A 20,030-nucleotide genomic window follows, 5' to 3' on the forward strand; every position below is an offset into this window, starting at 1 on the left:
GCAGAGGGCGATGACCGGTCCCTGCCCTACCGGTCCGTCCGTCATGGCTCCGGCCCGGGCTTGTGCGCTTCGAAGACATAGAATGGGGGCGCAGTCCCGATATGCGTCACTTCGGGCGCGCTCAGACCGGCGTCGGTCATCCAGTTGCAATAACGTTCCGGCGGACGGAAAAAGGGCGCGAAGACGACGTCGGTGAAGGCCGAAACCGGTGCGTCGGCGGGCAGACCATCGACCGGCGCGCGTTCCATCACCAGGACGCGTCCTCCCGGCCTCAGCGCGTCGCGCGCCAGTGCCAGGAAGGCCCGGGCCTGATCGTCCGGCCAATCGTGCAGCATCGACTTGAAGACCACAGCGTCGACCGGACCCGGCCAGCGGTCGCGCCGCGCGTCGCCGGGCAGGAACCGCAGGCGATTGGCCCAGGGCCGCCCGGCGGTGCGTTCGGCACCGATCCGGCAGACCGCGGGCAGGTCCATGACGGTGTAGTGCAAATCGGCGTGACGCTCGAGAAACGCACCCGCGAGGACACCGGCGTTTCCGCCGATCTCGAGAACCTCGCCCGCGCCGTCGAGCGACGCGGCGGCGACCAATTGCGGGGCCTCGGCGGCGGTCAGGCTGCCGACGTAGTCGCAGTAGGGCCGGGTCGCGGCGACATGGGCCGCGCTGTCGCCGAACGCCCGGTCGTAGCGGAAGAGGCGGAAAGTCTCGGAGTCGGCCATGAATCCGTCAAAGGCGCCCAACAGCATCTCGGGCCGGGTCAGCGCATCGCGTGCCGCGCGTGCCGTCATCTCTAGGCGAGCAACCGCGTGGTCGCCACGGGCGCGCCAGACCTGTGCGAAGCCCGGCGTGGCGACAAGGTGATCATCGTCCTGCACCAGGATCCCGGCGCTTGTCAGCGTATCGATCAGCAGTCGCGCGCCGGGGCCCGCGCGCAGCACCTCGGACACTGGCATACCTTCGGAGACGAGACGGTCGAGCAGGCCGAGGCGACTGGCCGCCAGCAGCGCCGCGACCGCAGGCAACGTGGCGAGGTATTCATCCTCGGGGTACAGTCCCTGCCGCATCGCGAACGCCGCTCCCCTTAGTCCAGCGACAGGATCAAGCGGCCCGAGGACAGGCCGGCGCGCGACGTCCGGCCCGCACCGTCGCTCAGGATGACCTCCGTCGGGACGGTCAGGGTGATCTCGCAGCGCGCGGTTGCAGCGCCGAGCCGGTGCAGGACCGGCATCGGAACGTCGAGAAGTTCCACGCGCGCGGCACCGCCGTCGAGCAGGCAAATGGCCGTGACCGTTCCCGCACCCTCCGCCGTCAGGACCAGCCCCGCTCGGTCGGTCGCACCGGCGGGTGCCGCCGAGACGATGGCGCCGCACAGGCCGACGGCCAACAAAATGCGCCCTACGCCGTTCCGGCGGGGGCTGCGCCGAGTGTGGTGGCACAGCGCGTCCCCGATCTCCGGCTGTCGACCTTTCATGCCTCTATCCCTTTCGTGCGGCGCAACCTCAACGTGCCTTCCGGTGCCGTCACAGGTCAAGCGCACCCGGACCGTCAGGGCTTTTCGAAGACATGGAACTGGTAGCGCAGCAACCCGGCGCGCTGCAGATCGCGCAGCGCGGCGACCGGCGAACGCAAGGGGCTGTGACCGGCATCGGTGATCCAGTCCCAGCCAGGCAGGATGCCTTGGGACAGGTCGCGGGTCGTGACGCTGCAAAAGCCTGCGGTGGCCGCCATCTCCGCAACCGCTTCCGCTGCGATGACCGGTTCGGGCCAGGGCGCATATCCCGTGGTGGCCACGTCGAGCCAGCGCCGCGCGTCGTCGTCGCGCGGGGCCTCGAACTGGATATCGCTGCAGACCAGCCGGCCGCCGCGGCGCAGGAGTCGCGCCGCCTCGTGCAGGAAGGCGCGCCGGCAGGGGAAATGGAACATTGCCTCGAGCGAGAGCACCCGGTCCGCGCATCCGTCCGGAAGTGCAACCGCGCCGGCATCGCCTTCGATCCATGACAGCCGGTTGCTGTTGGCCGGCACGATCCGCTGACAAAGTTCGAGCTGGCGCGGATCGATGTTGACGCCGACAAGCGAACTGCCCGACACCCGCCGGTTCGCCACCCGAAGGCTGCCGCCCAACCCGCACCCGATATCGACGAGGGTCTGGCCGGGATCCAGCACCAGCGCGTCGAGATGCAACACCGTCATCGCACGCTGCGCGCCGCGCCAGTCGAGGCTGACCCCGTCCGGCCAGTAGCCGAGATGCACGTGATCGCTTGCCTGCCCGGCCCGAAATGCCTCGATCAGCGCCGGGATATAGTTGAGACCCTGCACGGTCATCCCCAGCAGTACCCGCGCAGGCTATTCCGCGACAGAGCCATGAAGCTGCACATCGTCCAGCGCGTGCGCGTTCCTTCGACAGGGCTGACGCCGTGCAGATAGCGGCTCGAATGCAGGAGCACCATTTCCCCGGCCTCAAGCCGGATCGCGACCTTCTCGACCGATGCGAGGTCACGCTTATGTCCGGCGTGATCGCGATTTCGGAACGCTTGCGCAGCCTCGCGCGACGTCACGTTGAAGACCTCGAGCGCGCCGCCCGCCTCCGCGGGGTCGATGCAGAGCACGAAGGAATAGATCCCGGGCTCACAGAGCGCCGCGACATGCCGATAGGTCGGACGCGCCGCCGCCTCGTTGTCGAAATGCGCCGGAATGTAGCCGCCCGTGCGGTGCGCCCGGATCGTCGTGAAGAAATGCCGCTGCCCGGGCGCCGGCCCCGGCGCGGGCGCGTAGGGGCGGTCCCGGTCGAGGCGTGACAGCAGATCGCAGATGCGCTGCTCGGCCGGTACGCCGCCCACGTCGAGCCCCGCAAGGCTGCGCCGGAACGCCGGTTCGGCGGCGAAGTACGGCGTCAGGTCGGGGTCGGCGAGGTTGAGATTGATCCCGTAGAAGTAGGCGTGAAAGGCCGGCGGGAACTCGGTTCGGACGAAGCCGGGCGTGTTGATCGCCAGCTCAGCGGGAAGCCGGGCGAGGCAATCCGGGTCGAAGACATCGCGCAGGACGATCGCGCCGAGATCGCCGCGCCTCAGACGGTCCAGCGCGTCGCCCGGCGCGTCTGTCGCGTCGGCCCGGTGGGTCTCGATGGACAGGAAGGGCTCTCTCATTGCGCGTGTCGTCCCATTCGCAGTTCGCGCATTGATAGCAAGCTGTCGGCGCGCGACAAACACCAATCCGTATTTCACGTGCAAGCATGCGGGTGCGAGGCCACTAATGAAGCACCAATCCAGCGGCCGTGGACGCGATGGCCGACCGGTCTAGGTATCTCGCCGGGAGGTGCCTGCCATGACCGAAGACCACAGACCGAAGCTTGTCGGCCTGAACCACATCGCGCTCGAGGTCGGGGACGTCGATGCCGCACTGGCGTTCTACGAAAAGATCTTCCGCTTCGAGCTGCGCGGCGACCATCGAAACGACGCCGGGCGGCGCGTGATGGCCTTCATCGACATGGGCGACCAGTTCCTTGCCTTGAACGAAACCGATGACACCACGAGGGACGGGCACCGCCATTTCGGCCTCGTGGTCGAGGATCGTGAAGATGTCATGGCGCTTGCCGAGGCCGCTGGCGCGGCGCTGGTCGAGGGATCGTCGAACAACTTCCGGGACCTGTGGGGCAATCGGATCGAGATCGTCGCCTACCGCGACATCCAGTTCTCCAAGACCGCACCTGTGCTCGAGGCAATGGGCGTGGATCCCCGAAAAACTGATGCCGCGCAAAAGCAGCTTGCCGACAAGGACATGTTCTAGGCGGCTCAGCCGTCGTCCGCTTCAGTCTCCTCGGGATCTTCCCAAGCCACGAAGAACTGCCAGGCGCACCACAGCCCGGCAAGGCCGAAGACCAGCGCCCAGCCCGTCGCACCGTTTGACAACTCGAAAAGCGCCCAGCCCAGGGTCACCGCGACCACGGCAATGCGGCGCCAGAGCGGCCGAAAGACCGGGCTCTGTACGTCGAAATATCCGCGGCGCTTGCTCATAGGAGCGCTTCGCGGGCCGCGGCGGCTTCGTCCGCCCATTTGGCCGGTCCGAATGATCTTTGATCTTCATGGGTCATGCGATGATCCATGCCAGATGCCGCGCTGCGCCGCCACCGGTTTCTCTCCGGTACGGCACGCAATGGCCCGGCACGCCTCAGGCCACCGCCAGCACCGGGCCTTCCAGCAGCCGCATGAGATCGCCGAAGTACCCGCCCGATCGGGCCGGGCGGGTCGGGTCCGAGGTGATCGCAACGGCGAGGTCGCGGCCAGGATGCGCCGCGATGATCTGGCCCCCGTAGCCGCGGCCCAGAACATAGCCCGAGCGCGACAGGAACCAGCCGTATCCGTAGGAGAGGCCCGACCAGGGCGAGCGTGCGTGCGGTCGGGTCGAGGCCGCGATCCATTCGCGCGGGATAACCTGCGTCTCGCCGTAGCGCCCACCGTCGCGCAGCATCGTCGCGATGGCGAGCATCGCGGTCGGCCGCAGCGCCATCTCGTTCCCGCCGAGATAGTAGCCTTGCGGATCGCGCGTCCAGGGCGGGATCGCGATGCCCAGCGGATCGCCGAGACGCGCGCGCGCCAGCTCCAGCAGGCTGCGCCCCGACACCTCGGCCAACGCTGCGCCGAGGATATGCGTCGAGCCGGTGGAATAGAGCATTCGGGTTCCGGGCTCCGCCACCATCGGCCGGGTCAGCGCATCGGCAAGCCAGTTCGGCGAACTGACCCATTCACCGTAGTTGCCGCCGGAGGTGCGTTCGAGCCCGGCGCGCAGCGTCACCAGATCCTCCATGCTGATCGCGGCCGCACCCGGCGTCGCGCCGCGTGGCAGGATCACCGGCGCGACCTCGCCCAGCGTCGCATCCACGGAATTTATCTCGCCGCGCGCAATGGCCGTGCCCAGCAACAGTGCGACGATGCTCTTGGAACAGGACTTTATGTTTGCGAGCGCATTGAGGCCAGGGCCGCGCGGCGCCTCGGCGAAGATCGTGTCGTCGCCCCTGCGCACCTGCAGCGAATGCAGTTGCGGCATGGCCTCGATGGCGGCGCGCAGATCCGAACTCTGCGCGCGCACCACACGCGGCATCGCCAGCGCCGTGGCGGCAGTGAGCAGGACATTGCGTCGCGTGATCATACCCGAAGAATGAGGGCCCCAACCGCGAAGTCCAGCCAGCGCCGGTCACGAGGCCGTGCGCTGTTCAGGCTTGCTGGCGATCTGGGATGTGCCTCAGCTTACTGCGCATCTCGAGGCAGTCGGGACAAACCGTCGCGGATCGCCGCTCGCGGATCGTGTCGCGCCGCCGACGGCCTATCTTGCGATTGAGGAGGCGATGCAATGAACGCGACGACCGCGGACAAGTCTAGCGATGGGCCGACGGTTTACTTCGACGGCTCCTGTCCGCTCTGCAGTGTCGAAATCGGGTTTTACCGCTCGCGCGACAGCGCCGGACGTCTCGATTTCATCGACGTCTCGAAACCCGATGTCGAGCCCGGCCCCTCCCTGAGTTGCGATGAGGCCATGCGCCGTTTCCACGTCCGCAATTCCGATGGAACTCTGCTTTCGGGCGCGGCGGCCTTCGTTGCGATCTGGGACGAGATCCCGGGCTGGAAACGAGCGGCACGCGTCGCCCGGGTTCCCGGCGTGATGCCGGTCCTCGAACTTGCGTATCGCGTTTTCCTGCCGATCCGGCCGGCGCTGTCGCGGATCGCACGCGGATTCGGCGCGCGGCCCATCAACCCAGAGCACACCGACACTTGAGCGGCGCGACCGCGCGAATGCTGGATCTTCGATTTGCGGGGGCGGACGATGCGCCGCCTAGTCCGGATCGTAGGTCCAGCGGTACTTGGGCGGGGTCGGCCCCTTGTTGCGTCCGCCCTGTTGGGTCTGCTCCCAGGCATGCGCCAGAATGCCGACCGAGCGTGACAGGCAGAAGAGTCCGCGCGCCAGCGGCGGCGCGAAGCCGAGCTCGGCATAGATCACTGCCGTCGCGCCGTCGATATTCATCGGGATCGGACGCCCCTTGCGGCGCGCAAGCTCGGCCTCGATCCCGGTCCCGATTTCGGAGTATCGCCCCTCGCACGCCCCGGCATCGCGGGCTTCGGCGACCAGCGCCATCAGACGCGGCGCGCGTGGATCGACCGGGGTGTGGAACCTGTGGCCGAACCCGGGGACGATCTTGCCGCGCTGCGCGATCCAGCTGTCCAGAGCCGCGGCGATTTCGCCGCCCGCATTTTCGACGTGGTGGTACAACTCGACCGCCTGCTCGCCGGCGCCCCCATGCACGTCGCCCAGCATGTTGACGGCGCTGGCCATCGCGTTGTTGAGCGGCAAGCCGCAGGTGACCGCCATGCGTGCCGCCGCGATCGAGGGCGCCTGCGGGCCGTGGTCGACCGCTGCCACCAGCGCCGCCTCGAAAAGCCGCGCCTGTGCGTCGTCGGGCCGGTCGCCGCGCACCATCAGCCAGATCATCTCGGCAAAGCTCACGTTGCCGATAAGGTCCTCGATGGGATGTCCGCGCAGCGCGATCCGTCCCGGCTCCATGTCGATGATCGCGGTCCGCCACCAGTCCGAGACATCGCTCATGTCACACCCTCCGCCCGCAGCTTTGCAAGTTCGTCCGGGGTCACCCCGAGATCGACCCAGACGGCGTCACTGTCCGCCCCCAGCGCGGGCGGCGGCGCGGCAGGCTGCGGCCTGCGGCCGTCCACCATGACCGGGCTGCCCGCGAGTGCGAGATCTTCGCCCTGAGAGGCCACCGTTCCGATGAACCCGCGGCCTGCCACCTGAGGATCCTCCAGCGCCTGCGGCACGCTCTGGACCGGTCCGCTGGGAACCCCGAGGGCGTTGAGCGCTGCCGTCCAGTCCGCCGCCGGCCGGGTTTCGAGGACCGTCTCGAGGTCTTCGCGCAGGGCGTGCCGGTGGCGCTTGCGATCCTCTCGCGTGCGATAGTCGGGATGGTCAAGCAGATCCGGACGCCCGAGGTGCCGGGCGAGCGCCTGCCATTGTTCGTCACGGTTCGCCGCGATGTTGATCGGTTGGTCGGCGGTCCGGAAGGTTCCCGAGGGGGCCGAGGTGGTGTTCTCGTTGCCATGCGCGGCGGGTTCCACGCCGCCGATCAGGTGGTTCGAGACCACCCAGCCCATCGCCGACAGCACCGCTTCGGTCATCGACACGTCGAGAAACGCCCCGCGCGGCGTTGCGTTGAGGGCCGCAGCCACGGCGAAGGCCGCCGTCATGCCGCCTGTCGTGTCGGCCAGCGGGTAGCCTACGCGATAGGGCGCCGTATCCGACGCGCCGGTGACGGACATGACCCCCGCGACACCCTGCACGATCTGATCGTAGGCCGGATCGTCGCGCCGCGGCCCGTCCTGCCCGAAGCCGCTGATCGCGCAATAGATCAGGCGCGGGTTCTCGGTCTTTAGCACCTCGTAGCCCAGCCCCAGCCGGTCCATGACGCCGGGGCGGAAGTTCTCGACCAGCACATCCGCCGTGCGCACGAGACGTTTCAAAAGCGCCTTGCCGGCCTCGGCTTTCATGTCCAGCGTGACCGACTTCTTGCCGGCGTTCTGGGCCAGAAAGCTGATCCCCATGCCCTTCGCGTTGCGCTCGGGGTCGGCCCCGAGCACCCGCGCGAGATCTCCGCCCCCCGGGCGCTCGACCTTGATGACCTCGGCGCCCATCAACGCCAGCTGGTAGCAGCAGTAGGGGCCGGCGAGCACGTTCGTCAGGTCGAGAACGCGCACTCCGGCCAGCGGCTCAGTCGCCATCGGCGATCCCTTCCTGGCGCGCCCGCGCCCGGCGCGCGCGGTAGCTGGGCACGATGACCAGCAGCACCGCGATCACCAGCAGGCCCAGCGTCATCGGGCGTTCGAGGATGAAGCCGACACCGTCGTAAAGCTGCATCGAGCGGGCGAAGTTATCCTCGAGCATGCGGCCGAGAATGAAGCCGATCAGCAGCGGCGCCAGCGGGTAGTCCGCGAACCGAAGGATCGTCGCGAAGACGCCGAGCCCCACGAGGATCAGAAGCTCGGTCGCGTTGTTCTGCCCGATGTAGCTGCCCATCAGCGTGAAGAAGAGGATGAACGGGATCAAGTAGTTGCGCGGGATCGCGAGCACCTTGGCGATGTAGGGAATGAGCGGCAGGTTCAGGATCAGCAACACCAGGTTGCCTATGTACATCGAGATGATGACGGCCCAGAAGATCTGCGGCTCGTCCACCATCAGGCGCGGACCCGGGGTGACGTTGAGCGCGATCAGCGCGCCAAGCAGAATCGCCGTGGTGCCCGATCCCGGAATGCCCAGCGTCAGTAGCGGCACGAAGGACCCGGTGCAGGCGGCATTGTTGGCGCTTTCGGGCGCGGCCAGGCCCTTGATCGAGCCGTGGCCGAATTCCTTCTGTTCCTCCTTGCTGGCGATGTTGCGTTCGACTGCATAGCCGAGGAAAGACGCGATGGTGGCCCCTGCCCCCGGCAGGACGCCGATGAAGAAGCCCTGCACCGACTGCCGCCCGATCACCGGGGCGATCTTGCGCCCCTCCTCGCGGGTGATGCGCAGGTTCTCGATCTTGCCGCCGCCGTCCCCCTGCGCCGAGCGCGCGGGGTTCAGCACGAGAAAGATCGCCTCGGGTAGCGCGAACATCGCCATCGCCAGGGTGATGAAGGAAAAGCCCGACTGCAGATCCATCAGGCCCATGGTGAAACGCGGCAGGTTGAACAGAGCGCCCTCGCCCACCGTCGCCATGATCAGCCCGAGCAGGGTCATCAACACGGCCTTGGCGACGTTGCCGGTTCCGGCGAAGGCGGCGATGGCCGACAGCCCGACGACCATCAGCGCGAAGTATTCGGCCGAATGAAAGAGCAGTGCCACCGTCGACAGCATCGGCGCGAAGACCATCAGGAGAACCGCCCCGATCGTGCCGCCGCAGAACGAAGCGATGGCCGCGACGGTCAGCGCCTTGCCGGCCTGCCCCTTGCGCGCCAGCGGGTAGCCATCAAAGCTGGTGGCGACGGTGCCTGCCACGCCCGGAGCATTGAGCAGGATCGACGAGGTCGAACCGCCGAAGATCGCGCCGTAGTAGACACCCGCCAGCAGGATCAGCGCCGCGGACGGATCGCCGATGGTGATGGCCACCGGGATCATGATGGCGATGATCGACATCGGCCCGAGACCGGGCAGCATGCCGATGAACGTGCCGATCAGGCAGCCCGCGATCACCATGATGAGGTTCTGGAGCGAGAATGCCGCTCCGAGTCCGATGAGAAGTCCTTCGATCATGTCCGGGTCTCCTCAGAAAAAGATCGGCAGCGGGCGCAGGAAGATGCCCAGCACCTGCTCGACGAGATACCAGACCACGCCGGTCGCGAGGCAAGCGACGGGGATCAGGATATGGAACTTGCGCTCGCCGAGGATTACGGCACCGACGGTCAGAAAGCCCACCGTCGACAAAAGAAATCCCGCGGGCCGCAGCAGCAACGCGTAGGCCACCATGAGCCCCAGCAGCGCCAGCGCCGGCCAGAGGTGGTATTCATGAAGACGCCGTATGTCGATGTCGGGTGCCTTGTCGGAGACGACCGGCTTCTCGATCCCCAGCAGGATCACCAATGCGGCGAGGATCGCGAGGACGGAAAGAACCTTGGGGAAGGTGCTCGGCCAGATCGGGTTGCGCTGCATGAACGGCGGCAGCGCCTGGTCCATCGTGAAGAATGCCGTGTAGGCATAGACCAGCGCCACGCACAGAATGACGAATGCTATCCAGCGATCGAGTGCCATCGGATCCCCTCCCTTCGGTCCGGATCGGCGGCCGTAGCTTTACGCTCGGCCGCCGACGCTCTTCTCAGTGCCGGGTCAGAGGAACCCGAGCTTCTTCATCAGGTCGCCGATGGCCTTTTCCTGATCTTCGAGGAAGGCGCGGAAGTCGTCGCCCGAGTTGTGGATGTTGACCCAGCCGTTGCGGGCACGCACCTCTTCCCAGGCCTCGGTCTCGTACATCTTCGCGATGGCGTCCTGGTAGGCGGCAAGCTTGTCCTCGGGCAGTCCGGGCGCGCCAAAGAAACCGCGCCAGTTGACGAAGGTGGTGTCGATCCCTTGCTCCTTCATCGTCGGCGCATCTTCATAGGCCGGAACGCGATCATCCGACGTGACGCCGATGATCTTGACTTCGCCGGCCTCGGCCAGAGCGACCGCCTCGGAGAAGCCGGTGGACAGCGCCTTGATCTCGCCCGAGAGCAGCGCGGCCATCGCCTTGCCGCCGGCATCGTAGGGGATGTACTTGACGTTGAGCGCGTCCTTGCCGGCCGCCTCCATCACCATCGCGGCCACGAGGTGGTCCATGCCGCCCGGAACCGAGCCGCCGCCGATGGCGGTCGCGTTGGCATCGGCGTCGAAGGCCGCCAGCAGGTCCTCCATCGTGTCGATCTCGCTGTCGGCGCTGACCACCAGTGCGGCATAGTCGCCGATTGTGCCCGAAACCAGCGTGAGATCGCGGAAGCTGTGCGGGAACACGCCCGTCAGCGAGCGGATCACGATCGGCGTCGAGTTCACCATCAGCGTGTCGTGCAGGCTTTCGGCATTCTCGATCATGTAGCCGATGGCCTTGCCGCCGCCGCCGCCGGACATGTTCTCGTAGGATGCGTTGCCTGCCAGACCGGACTTGGTCAGGGCCTCGCCGGTGCCGCGCGCGGTGCCGTCCCAGCCGCCGCCGGCGCCGCCGGGGATGAGGAAATGCACGCTGTCGAGCACCTGGTCCTGGGCCAGGGCCGGTCCGGTGAGCGTGAAGGCCGCAGCCGCGGCAAGAAGGGCGCGACGGCCCAGTGCGAATGTCATAAGATGGTCCTCCCGTTTGACGACACGGCCGCGGCCGGTCATGTGGTCGTGCGGGTTTGGGTGAGGAACCTGACACCAAGCTGACACGGGCCAAGACGGGAGGCTGGTCGCCGGATGCGCTTTCTGCTGATCGAGGACAATGCGCCGCTGGCCTCCGCGGTCGTCGACCGGCTGAGCCTCGACGGCCATGTCGTCGACCACGCCCCCGATCTCGAAACCGCGCGCGATTTCTCGGCGACGACGGCTTACGACATGATCTTGCTGGATATTATGCTGCCCGACGGCGACGGCAGCAGCTTTCTCGCGCATCATCGCAGCCGCGAGAACGGCGCGCCGATCATCGTTCTGACGGCGCGCTCAGAGGTCTCGGACCGGATCAGCCTGCTTGACCAGGGTGCCGACGACTACATGGTCAAACCGATCGATTTCGCCGAACTCGAGGCGCGCTGCCGCGCGGTCCTGCGCCGCCGCGACAGCGGTCCGGGCACCGGCAGCCGGACGCTGGGAACGATTCGCTTCGACCCGGCCTCGGGAACGCTCGGCGTCGGCGGGCGGGACATTCAGCTGCGCACGCGCGAGCTACGCCTGTTCGAGATCCTCATCAACGCGCCGGGCATGATCTTTTCGAAATCGGCGCTGGTCGACCGTCTCTTCTCCTACGACGAGGACGTCTCGGAAAACGCCATCGAGGTCTATGTCGCCCGGCTGCGCAAGCATCTCGGCGGCTCGGATGTCGCGATCACCACCGTGCGCGGGCTCGGCTACAAGCTGGAGCAGATGTGACCGGACCGGTGGTCAGGGGCTCGATCCGGCGACGCCTGCTGGTGCTGCTGTTCTGCGCCTCGGCCGGAATGGCCGTCCTGCTTTACTTCGTCGTGCAATCCGTGGCTCGGCAGGTGGCCCAGCAAAGCCAGGACAACGTGCTTGCCGCCTCCGCCCTGTCCGTCATCGACAGCGCGCGCAGCATCGACGGCGCGATCACCGTCGACCTGCCCTATGCCGCGCTCTCGATGCTCGACAGCGTCGCGGACGAGCGCGTGTTCTACGCGGTAAGGCTTGGGCAGGAGGTGCTCACGGGCTATCCCGACCTGCCGCGCCCAGAGCTCGAGGGTCGACGCCAGACCGCCCACCTCTCGGCCGATTTCCTGGGCGAGGAGGTCCGCATCGCGGCCGTCGGCCGTCCGGTCTCGACCGATCTCGGACGCGAGGTGCTCGAGGTCAGCGTCGCCCAGACGCTTGCCGGACAGCGGGCCACCTTGGCCTGGTCCTCACGCCTCGCGCTTGGTATCGGTGCCGGGTTCTTTGCGCTCAGCGTGCTTCTGGCACTGTTGGTCGCCCGCGCCACGGTCAAGCCGCTCGACAGGTTGACGCAATCGGTGTCACGGCGCGGACCCACCGACCTGCGCCCCGTCGCCTCGCCGGTGCCGCAGGAGATGGCGCCGCTGGTCGCCTCGCTCAACGGGTTCATGGCACGGCTTTCCGCCTCGCTCGACCGCTCCGAGGATTTCATTGCCGAGGCCGCGCACCGGGTCCGCACGCCGCTGGCGCTGGTACGCACCAAGGCCGAGATCATCCAACGCAATGTCACCAAGCCCGAGAACAAGGACGCGATCCGCGAGATGATCCGCGCTATCGACGAAAGCTCGCGCACTGCCGGGCAATTGCTGGATCACGCGATGGTCTCGTTCCGGCTCGACACGCTGGCGCGTGACGCCGTCGACCTGCGCGCGCTGGTCACCGACACGGTCGAGCGTCTGCAACCGGTCTCGGAAATCAAGGACATCCGCCTTGTCGTCACCGAGGCGCAGCCCGCAACCGTGCGCGGCGACGCGATCCTGCTGCAGAATGCCATTCGCAACCTTCTGGACAACGCCATCAAGTACAGCCCCGCAGGCACCTGCGTCGATGTCGCACTGACCACGGCGGCGGACGAGATCCGGCTCGATGTCCGTGATTCCGGCCCCGGCTTTCCGGACGCCGACAGCACTGCGCTGGTGCAGCGCTTCGCGCGCGGCGAGAATGCCGCCGGCATCATCGGCTCGGGGCTTGGCCTGACCATCGCGCAGGATGTCGTGGCGGCGCATGGCGGGCGTCTGGAACTCACCAACATTCCCGGAGGCGGCGCATGCGCAAGCTTGCTCTTTCGATTGTCCTGATCTGGCTCGGCGGTCTCGCCGCGGCTTTCGAGATCGAGGACCACGCCCGGTTCGGCCCCGAGGATGCACCGGTCACGCTGCGCATCCTCTCCACGACCGACACCGCGATCTTTGCCCGAAGGGCGGCTCGATTTCTCGAAACCGCGCCCGGCGTGGCGATCGACTATACCGTGGCCAGTTCCGCCGAGACCATGCGCGCCATCGAGATCGAACGGCAGCCCTTCGATCTGGTGATCTCGAGCGCGATGGACCTGCAGACCAAGCTCGCCAACGACGGGTTCGCGCGGCGGCACGTCTCCGGCGTGACGCGCGACCTGCCGGACTGGGCCAAGTGGAACGACCTGGTTTTCGCCTTCACCCAGGAACCCGCGGCGATCGTACTGTCGAATGCAGCCTTCGAGGGCCTGCCGATACCACGCAGCCGCGAGGACCTGATCGCGGCTCTTCGGCGCAACCCCGACCGGTTCCGCGGCAGGGTCGGCACTTACGACGTGCGAAATTCCGGCCTGGGCTATCTGTTCGCCACGCAGGAAGGACGGGTCTCGGACACCTATTGGCGCCTGACCGAGGTCATGGGCGGGCTTGATGCGCGGCTTTACTGCTGCTCGTCGCAGATGATCGACGACGTGGCGCGTGGCGAACTTGCCGTGGCCTACAACGTGCTCGGCAGCTACGCGTTCCAGCGCGACGACCTGTCGGGCATCAGCATCATCCTGCCCTCGGACCTGACCACGGTGATGCTGCGCTCGGTGCTGATCCCGCGCAACGCACCCGAGCCCGAAGCCGCCGGCGCCTTTGTCGATCACACGCTGGCGCAGGCCTTCGAGCCCGGCGGAGCCTTCGCCATCGACCGCTGGCTCGAAACCGGCGACAGCGCCGCCCTCAGCCGTATCCGTCTGGGCCCGGGCCTGCTGGTCTATCTCGACCGGCTCAAGATGGCCGCGTTCCGGCAGGAATGGACGAACGCGATGCTGCAACGCTGAAGGACTGCCCCGTCAGTTGCGTGAAACCGGCTGCGTGCCCGTTTCATCGACACGGTTGGCCAGTAGCGTGACGATGGGCCGGGTCGCCTCGAACTCCGACAGCACGATCGCGATGACAGAGGTCATCGGCACGGCGAGGATGGCCCCCGGAACGCCCCAGAGCGTGCCCCAGACCGCAAGGGCCACCAGCACGACGAACGGGCTGAGATTCATCTGTCGCCCGATCAGCTTGGGCTCGAGGACATTGCCCACCACGAACTGCGCCGCCGAGAGCGCGGCGAGGATCAGCAGCGAATAGGTCCAGTCGCCGAACTGTCCCAGCGACAGAATGACCGGAAAGGCCACGCCGAGGTAGGAGCCTACGTAAGGAATATAGTTCAGAAGCCCGATCACGATCGCCCAGAACAGCGCGAAATCGACGTCGAGCGCGTACATGATCAGAAACGAAATCGTGCCGAGGATCAGGTTTATCAGCGTCTTTACAGCAAGATAGGCGCCGATGTTCGCGTTGATCTTGCGCAGCAGCGTCAGCATCGACTCGCCACGTGCCGCGCCCGGCATCGCGGCATGTATGCGGCGCTCGAAGCTTCGCCGCTCGCCCATCAGGAAGGCGACGTAGAGGACCACGAGGAAGACCACGCCACCGACGCTCGAGAACCCGCCGAGCAGCGCCAGCACCAGCCCGTCGAGGTCGATCCGCCCGATGGTCGCGGCTTCGACCCGGTCCCAGACATCCTGCGCGTCGAGGTTCAGCCGCGCGCTGAGCCCGTCGATCATCGCCAAGAGGTTGGCCTCGTAAGCCGGTGCGACCTGCAGGATCTCGCGCACGGTCGAACTGATCACCGTCGCGGCCGCGAAAAGCACGCCCGCGAAGGCGACCAGCACCGCAGCCCTCAGAACCATCAGCGGGAGCACCTTGAACCCCGGCAGCCGGCTAATCGCCGCGGAGGCCGAATGCAGCACGTAGACAGCGATCAACGCCATGACGATGGGCAGGATGACACTTCGGCCGATCGCCATCAGCCAGCCGATCATGATCGCCAGCGCCAGCACCAGCACGACGTTGAGAAGCGGTGCGTCCTTCAAACCCTGGTCTCCTGCATCTTCGGTGGCGTCCCCGAGGGATCGTGGCCCACATCGCGGCCTGGCGCACCTGACACGAGACACGCTTGCCCCGTGATGCGCAAGGTCCGGCCCGCGGAGACCTGGAACATCGGAATTGCCTTGTGGATGTCGGTGCCAATCGAAGCAGGCAACATGGCCGGATTTCAGCACATCCGCGCAAGCCTTTGCAAAAACTGACACATTAGGCGGTTACAAATCGCCCGTGCTCGCTTAGCATCCCGTCCAGAGGCCCGGGTTGAGGCCTCCATGGGAAACACCGCAGGGAGATTTTTCAACATGAGTTCGCGTCACTTACTCGCGGGTGTGGCCGCTACGGCCATGCTCGTGGCCTCGACGGCCTCCGCAGAAACGCTGCGCCTTCTGACCTGGGGCTCCTACGCCCCCGAGGAACTGATCCAGAAATTCGAAGAGAAATACCCCGACATCGACGTCGAGGTCACCTTCTCCAACAACGAGGAGATGATCGCCAAGCTGCGCGCGACCGGCGGCGCCGGGTTCGACCTTGCCCAGCCGAGCCACGACCGCATCTACGCGCCACAGATCGAATACGGCATCTACAAGCCCCTCGACATGTCGCAGATCAACACCGACGCGATGTCGAAGGTCCACCTCGACGCCGTGACCGAGAACACCACAATCGAGGGCGAGGTCTACGCCGTGCCGCACCAGTGGGGCACATCGGGACTGATGGCCGATGTCTCGCAGGCCCCCGATGTCAGCGGTTGGGGCGATCTCTGCGACGCGCAGTACCAGGGCAAGACCTCGATGCGGCTGCGCCGCACGATCCTGCTCGGCACCGCCTTCGCGATGGGCGAGGATCCGTTTGCAGCCTACGCCGACCTCGACAGCTACCAGGATCTTCTGGACCGGGTGGCCGACAAGCTCATCGAGTGCAAGGCGAACATCAAGGCCTACTGGCAAGGAGGCGACGACCTGTCGGCGATGATGCTCTCGGGCGAGATCGTGGCTTCGGAAACCTGGGATTCGACCGCCTACAAGCTCTACAACGAAAACCAGAACATCGTCTTCATCCCGCCCGAGACCGGCGCGCTGACCTGGATCGACACCTTCGCGATCCCGGCCAAGGGCCAGGCGGACGACGCCGCCTACAAGTGGATCAACTTCGTGATGGAGCCCGAGAACATCGCGATCATGTCCGCCAGCACCGGCGCCATCGCCGCCGTGCCGAACGGAGCAGACATGCTGCCCGACGACAAGAAGGCCGCCGTGAATGCCGCCTTCTCGGAAGAGGACATCGAGAACCTGAAATTCTTCGCCAATATCCCGCCGGGTGTCGAGGACATGGAAGGCAAGACGCTCGAGAAGATCAAGGCCGCGACGGGCGGCTGACGTCCACGAACTTTCGGGGGGTGGCGCCATCGGTGCGCCGCCCCTTTTTCACGATCCCAGAACAGCGAACAGACGCCATATGCCTGACGCCGACCCCTCGGCCTTCGATCTCGAATGCGAAGGCGTCACGAAAACCTTCGGCAGCGTGCTCGCCGTCGACGACGTGTCCTTCCGCATTCCTGCTGGTACCTTCTTTTCCATCCTCGGCCCCTCGGGCTGCGGGAAGACGACGCTGATGCGGATGATCGCGGGATTCGAGGACCCGACTGCCGGAGACATCCGGATCAAGGGCCGCTCGGTGCTGTCGGTCCCGCCGAACAAGCGCAACGTGAAAATGGTTTTCCAGCACCTCGCGCTTTTCCCGATGATGGACGTCTACGAGAACATCGCCTACGGGCTGCGCTGCGCCGGCGCCTCGAAATCCGAAATCGCCGAGCGCGTCGCCAACGTGCTTGACCGCGTGGCGCTGCCCGACCTCGCCCGGCGCGAGATACACCAGTTGTCCGGCGGCCAGAAGCAGCGCATCGCGATCGCGCGCTGCATGGCGCTGAACCCCGACGTTCTGCTGCTCGATGAACCGCTTGGCGCGCTCGATCTCAAGCTGCGCGAGGCGATGAAGATCGAGCTGAAACTGCTTCAGCACCAGTTCGATACAACCTTCGTCTACATCACCCACGACCAGTCCGAAGCGTTGGTCATGTCCGATTACGTGGCGGTGATGAACCAGGGGCGGTTCGAACAGATCGGACGCCCGCAAGAGCTTTACCACGGCCCCGAGACCGCGTTCGTCGCGGGGTTCGTGGGCGACTCGAACCGCTGGAAAGGGCGCGCGGGAACCGTGACCGGCAACGAGGTGGCGGTTCAGACCGACGCCGGCCTGCGCATCGTCGGCACCCGGAAAGGGAAGTCCAAGGTGGCCGAGGGCGAGCCGGTCGAGGTCTTCCTGCGCCCCGAGTTCATCACCGTGAGCCCGGCCGGGTCAACCGGCGATGCGGGGCCGAATTCCCACGAGGGCAGCATCGACAGCGTGCTCTTCAACGGCGCCAACAGCCGGGTTCTGGTCCGTGGTCCGCAGGGCGATCTGATCGAGGCCGATGTCGTGCTGACCGGCGGCACCGGCGATCTGAGCGAGGGCGACCGGGTCCGGCTGGACTGGCAACCGGCGCAGACCATGGTGTTCGCGGCATGACGCGGGACGCCAGACGCCTGTCGCTGATCCTTCTCTTCGCGCCCTTCGCGCTCTGGATCGTGCTGCTGATCGCGCTGCCGCATATCGGCATCGTGATCCTGTCGCTGCGCGAGAAGGTGGCGCCGCGGGTCTACGAATACGGTCTCGCCAACTATGCTGAGTTCGTGAACGAGCCGATCTACTGGAACACGCTTTTGCGCACCGGGTCGATGTCGCTGCTGGTGACGTTCCTCGCACTCGTGATCGGGTTTCCGATCGCCTATTACATCGCCAAGATCGCGGGCAAGCGTGCGCGCGGCGCGCTGTTCCTGATGTGCCTGATCCCGCTCTGGGTCAGCGACCTGATCCGCGCATTCGGCTGGATTCTGCTCCTGCGGGAAAGTGGCGTGATCTCGAGCTTTCTGATCTGGTCCGGCACCACGCAGGAGGGCATCGAGTTCCTCTACAACGATGTCGCGGTGATTGTCGGTCTGGTTTACACGGTCATCCTTTTCATGATCGTGCCGCTGGTCTCGACGCTCGACGGCATGGGCGACGACATGATCGAGGCAGGCTACAACCTCGGCGGCAACAGCCTGACCGTGCTGCGGCGCATCATCATTCCCTACGCCATGCCGGGCATCGTCGCGGGCTGCATCGTCGTGTTCATGCTGACCGCCGGCAGCTACCTCACCCCGATCCTTCTGGGCGGCAAAAATTCGAGCTGGTTCACCGAGCAGATCTACAACCAGTTCATCAGCCGCTTCAACTGGGAGGGCGGGGCCGCCTTCGGCGTGCTGCTTCTGCTGTTCACGTCCACGGTGGTCTGGATCGGGTTGCGCCTGTCCGGGCAGTCGCTGGCCAACACGGTGGCCAAGACCTGATGGCGCGCGCGACGACAAATCCGACGCTGATGTGGGGCTACCGGCTCTACGTCCTCGCGTTCTTCGTGTTCCTTGCCGCCCCGCTCGCCGCCGCCGGGATCTTTGCCTTCAACGACTCGCTCTTTCCCGCGTTGCCCTGGCAGGGTTTCACGCTCGACTGGTTCTTCAACGACACCGAGCCGAAGCTGGGCATGTTCCACGACCGGCGGCTGCTGAGCGGGCTCTACTATTCCTTCGTGATCGCGCTGATCGTGTCGGCCCTGTCGGTTTTCGTGGGCACCACCAACGCCTTTCTCTTCGTGCGACGCGAGTTTCCGTTCAAGAACGCGCTCTACATCGTCATGATCGTGCCGCTGGTCATTCCCGGCGTCATCCTGGGCATTTCGATCCTCGTTTTCGCAAGCAATATCGCCAACGGGATCTGGGACAGCTTCGAGGTCGAACTGTCGGTGCTGCGGCCCGGTCTCATCCTCGTGGTGCTGGGGCAATTCTCGTTCATCGCCACGATCACCTCGCTGGTCATCACCGCGCGCCTGCGCAAGTTCGACGTCTCGCTGGAAGAGGCGGCGCTCAACCTCGGGGCTTCGCGGGCGCGCGTGTTGCGCACGATCACCCTGCCGTTCCTGCGCCCTGCGATGATCGCCGCGGGGATCGTCGCCTTTCTTGTCTCGTTCGAGAACTTCAACACGACGCTGTTTCTGGTCGGCTCGGAAAGCCCGCTGACCATCACCATGTACGATCGCATGGCCAAGGTCGGCTCGACCCCGGTTCTGAACGCGGTCTCCTTCTTTCTGATGGTCGGCTCCGGCCTGCTGGCGCTGATCTCGGTCGTCGTCCAGCGCCCCGCACGGCCAGAGTGACCGCGATGCGGCGCGGGCCGGACTTCGCCGAGGATTACGCCGCGCATCCATACTGGTGGGACGGCTGCCCGCCCGACGACGGGGCGGGCGACAGCCTGCCCAAGGAGGCCGACATCGTCATTGTCGGCTCGGGCTATACCGGGCTTCACGCCGCACTGGTGACGGCGCGTGCCGGGCGGGCGACGGTGGTGGTCGACGCCGAGACCCCGGGCTGGGGCTGCAGCACGCGCAACGGCGGTCAGATGTCGACCAGCGTCAAGCCGGATTTCTCAGCACTCGCAAAGCGCCACGGCGAAACGCTCGCCACCGACATCCTGCGCGAGGGGCAGGCCTCGCTCGACTTCACGCGCGATTTCATCGCGACCGAAGGGATCGATGCCGAGTTCCGCGCCGTCGGACGGTTCCATGGCGCCCACCACCAGAAGGCGCTGGCGCGGCTCGAACAGAGCCTCTCCGCCCCGAACCCCGGGTTTCGCAGCGACGCCTACATGGTCAGCAATATGAACCTCGCGGAGGAAATCGGCACAACGGCCTATCCCGGCGGCGCGGTCTTCCCGCATCACGCCAGCATCGACCCGGCGAAGTATCACGCGGGTCTGCTGGCGCTCTGCCGTGCCGCGGGCGTGGGGGGGGGGCCGCACCCCCCCCCCCCCCCACACCAGCCCACCCTGGCGGGC

Annotated in this window: 22 protein-coding genes; 10 read left to right on the forward strand and 12 right to left on the reverse strand. The window is 66.4% G+C overall.

What is annotated here, in order from left to right:
• Positions 1 to 41: 41 nt before the first annotated feature.
• From R5H30_RS01595 to R5H30_RS01610, 4 genes are all read right to left on the reverse strand, one after another.
• Positions 42 to 1,061, reverse strand: a complete 1,020-nt coding sequence (locus tag R5H30_RS01595; protein ID WP_318326233.1) for a methyltransferase — start codon at positions 1,059 to 1,061, stop codon at positions 42 to 44.
• Positions 1,062 to 1,078: 17 nt separating this feature from the next.
• Complete coding sequence (locus tag R5H30_RS01600) at positions 1,079 to 1,381, reverse strand: hypothetical protein (RefSeq protein ID WP_318326234.1); 303 nt, start codon at positions 1,379 to 1,381, stop codon at positions 1,079 to 1,081.
• A gap of 161 nt (positions 1,382 to 1,542) precedes the next feature.
• Entirely contained in the window at positions 1,543 to 2,319 is a 777-nt protein-coding gene (locus R5H30_RS01605; protein ID WP_318326235.1) for a class I SAM-dependent methyltransferase, read from the reverse strand.
• Positions 2,316 to 3,140: a 2OG-Fe(II) oxygenase gene (locus tag R5H30_RS01610; protein ID WP_318326236.1), complete on the reverse strand. Its 825-nt coding sequence runs from the start codon at positions 3,138 to 3,140 to the stop codon at positions 2,316 to 2,318. Before R5H30_RS01610 ends, R5H30_RS01605 begins: the two co-directional genes overlap by 4 nt.
• Positions 3,141 to 3,318: 178 nt before the next feature.
• Between R5H30_RS01610 and R5H30_RS01615 the strand changes: the two genes are divergently transcribed.
• Positions 3,319 to 3,780, forward strand: a complete 462-nt coding sequence (locus R5H30_RS01615; RefSeq protein WP_318326237.1) for a VOC family protein — start codon at positions 3,319 to 3,321, stop codon at positions 3,778 to 3,780.
• A 5-nt stretch (positions 3,781 to 3,785) separates the two neighbouring features.
• Here the strand turns inward: R5H30_RS01615 and R5H30_RS01620 are convergent, their stop codons facing one another.
• The gene (locus tag R5H30_RS01620; RefSeq protein ID WP_318326238.1) at positions 3,786 to 4,007 is read right to left on the reverse strand and encodes a hypothetical protein; all 222 of its coding nucleotides are present in this window, start codon (positions 4,005 to 4,007) and stop codon (positions 3,786 to 3,788) included.
• Between the two features lie 154 nt (positions 4,008 to 4,161).
• Positions 4,162 to 5,139: a serine hydrolase domain-containing protein gene (locus tag R5H30_RS01625; RefSeq protein ID WP_318326239.1), complete on the reverse strand. Its 978-nt coding sequence runs from the start codon at positions 5,137 to 5,139 to the stop codon at positions 4,162 to 4,164.
• Positions 5,140 to 5,340: 201 nt separating this feature from the next.
• Between R5H30_RS01625 and R5H30_RS01630 the strand changes: the two genes are divergently transcribed.
• Positions 5,341 to 5,763 (forward strand): thiol-disulfide oxidoreductase DCC family protein, encoded by a 423-nt coding sequence (locus R5H30_RS01630; protein WP_318326240.1) that lies wholly within the window; start codon positions 5,341 to 5,343, stop codon positions 5,761 to 5,763.
• A gap of 57 nt (positions 5,764 to 5,820) precedes the next feature.
• On the opposite strand, the gene R5H30_RS01635 is transcribed toward R5H30_RS01630, so the two are convergent.
• The 5 genes from R5H30_RS01635 to R5H30_RS01655 all read right to left on the reverse strand — a co-directional run bounded on the left by R5H30_RS01635 (position 5,821) and on the right by R5H30_RS01655 (position 10,827).
• Positions 5,821 to 6,588, reverse strand: a complete 768-nt coding sequence (locus tag R5H30_RS01635) for a citryl-CoA lyase (protein ID WP_318326241.1) — start codon at positions 6,586 to 6,588, stop codon at positions 5,821 to 5,823.
• Positions 6,585 to 7,772 (reverse strand): CaiB/BaiF CoA transferase family protein, encoded by a 1,188-nt coding sequence (locus R5H30_RS01640; RefSeq protein ID WP_318326242.1) that lies wholly within the window; start codon positions 7,770 to 7,772, stop codon positions 6,585 to 6,587. The genes R5H30_RS01635 and R5H30_RS01640 overlap by 4 nt, the downstream gene beginning before the upstream one ends.
• Positions 7,762 to 9,279, reverse strand: a complete 1,518-nt coding sequence (locus tag R5H30_RS01645; RefSeq protein ID WP_318326243.1) for a tripartite tricarboxylate transporter permease — start codon at positions 9,277 to 9,279, stop codon at positions 7,762 to 7,764. The genes R5H30_RS01640 and R5H30_RS01645 overlap by 11 nt, the downstream gene beginning before the upstream one ends.
• A gap of 12 nt (positions 9,280 to 9,291) precedes the next feature.
• The gene (locus tag R5H30_RS01650) at positions 9,292 to 9,774 is read right to left on the reverse strand and encodes a tripartite tricarboxylate transporter TctB family protein (protein WP_318326244.1); all 483 of its coding nucleotides are present in this window, start codon (positions 9,772 to 9,774) and stop codon (positions 9,292 to 9,294) included.
• A gap of 75 nt (positions 9,775 to 9,849) precedes the next feature.
• Entirely contained in the window at positions 9,850 to 10,827 is a 978-nt protein-coding gene (locus R5H30_RS01655) for a tripartite tricarboxylate transporter substrate binding protein (protein ID WP_318326245.1), read from the reverse strand.
• A gap of 114 nt (positions 10,828 to 10,941) precedes the next feature.
• On the opposite strand from R5H30_RS01655, the gene R5H30_RS01660 reads away from it, so the two are divergent.
• The 3 genes from R5H30_RS01660 to R5H30_RS01670 are packed head-to-tail and all read left to right on the forward strand — an operon-like array spanning position 10,942 to position 13,966.
• Entirely contained in the window at positions 10,942 to 11,610 is a 669-nt protein-coding gene (locus R5H30_RS01660; RefSeq protein WP_318326246.1) for a response regulator transcription factor, read from the forward strand.
• Positions 11,607 to 12,983: a sensor histidine kinase gene (locus R5H30_RS01665; protein WP_318326247.1), complete on the forward strand. Its 1,377-nt coding sequence runs from the start codon at positions 11,607 to 11,609 to the stop codon at positions 12,981 to 12,983. The genes R5H30_RS01660 and R5H30_RS01665 overlap by 4 nt, the downstream gene beginning before the upstream one ends.
• On the forward strand, positions 12,953 to 13,966 hold the full coding sequence (locus R5H30_RS01670) for an ABC transporter substrate-binding protein (protein ID WP_318326248.1): 1,014 nt from the start codon (positions 12,953 to 12,955) through the stop codon (positions 13,964 to 13,966). The genes R5H30_RS01665 and R5H30_RS01670 overlap by 31 nt, the downstream gene beginning before the upstream one ends.
• A gap of 12 nt (positions 13,967 to 13,978) precedes the next feature.
• On the opposite strand, the gene R5H30_RS01675 is transcribed toward R5H30_RS01670, so the two are convergent.
• Positions 13,979 to 15,052 carry an AI-2E family transporter gene (locus tag R5H30_RS01675; protein ID WP_318326249.1) on the reverse strand — a complete coding sequence of 358 codons (1,074 nt, stop codon included), beginning with the start codon at positions 15,050 to 15,052 and terminating at the stop codon, positions 13,979 to 13,981.
• Between the two features lie 315 nt (positions 15,053 to 15,367).
• Here R5H30_RS01675 and R5H30_RS01680 point away from each other — a divergent pair, with 315 nt between their 5' ends.
• The 5 genes from R5H30_RS01680 to R5H30_RS01700 form a co-directional block, all read left to right on the forward strand.
• Positions 15,368 to 16,441, forward strand: coding sequence for an extracellular solute-binding protein (locus R5H30_RS01680; RefSeq protein ID WP_318326250.1), 1,074 nt, complete (start codon positions 15,368 to 15,370; stop codon positions 16,439 to 16,441).
• Positions 16,442 to 16,520: 79 nt separating this feature from the next.
• Complete coding sequence (locus R5H30_RS01685; RefSeq protein ID WP_318326251.1) at positions 16,521 to 17,630, forward strand: ABC transporter ATP-binding protein; 1,110 nt, start codon at positions 16,521 to 16,523, stop codon at positions 17,628 to 17,630.
• A complete protein-coding gene (locus R5H30_RS01690) occupies positions 17,627 to 18,493 on the forward strand; it encodes an ABC transporter permease (protein ID WP_318326252.1) in 867 nt (288 codons plus the stop codon). Before R5H30_RS01685 ends, R5H30_RS01690 begins: the two co-directional genes overlap by 4 nt.
• Complete coding sequence (locus tag R5H30_RS01695) at positions 18,493 to 19,353, forward strand: ABC transporter permease (protein WP_318326253.1); 861 nt, start codon at positions 18,493 to 18,495, stop codon at positions 19,351 to 19,353. The genes R5H30_RS01690 and R5H30_RS01695 overlap by 1 nt, the downstream gene beginning before the upstream one ends.
• A 5-nt stretch (positions 19,354 to 19,358) precedes the next feature.
• On the forward strand, positions 19,359 to 20,030 hold a 672-nt coding region (locus R5H30_RS01700; RefSeq protein ID WP_318326254.1), incomplete at its 3' end, for an NAD(P)/FAD-dependent oxidoreductase.

It is taken from the genome of Roseobacter sp. FCG-D35 (assembly GCF_033436665.1).
GTDB lineage: Bacteria > Pseudomonadota > Alphaproteobacteria > Rhodobacterales > Rhodobacteraceae > JAWQFO01.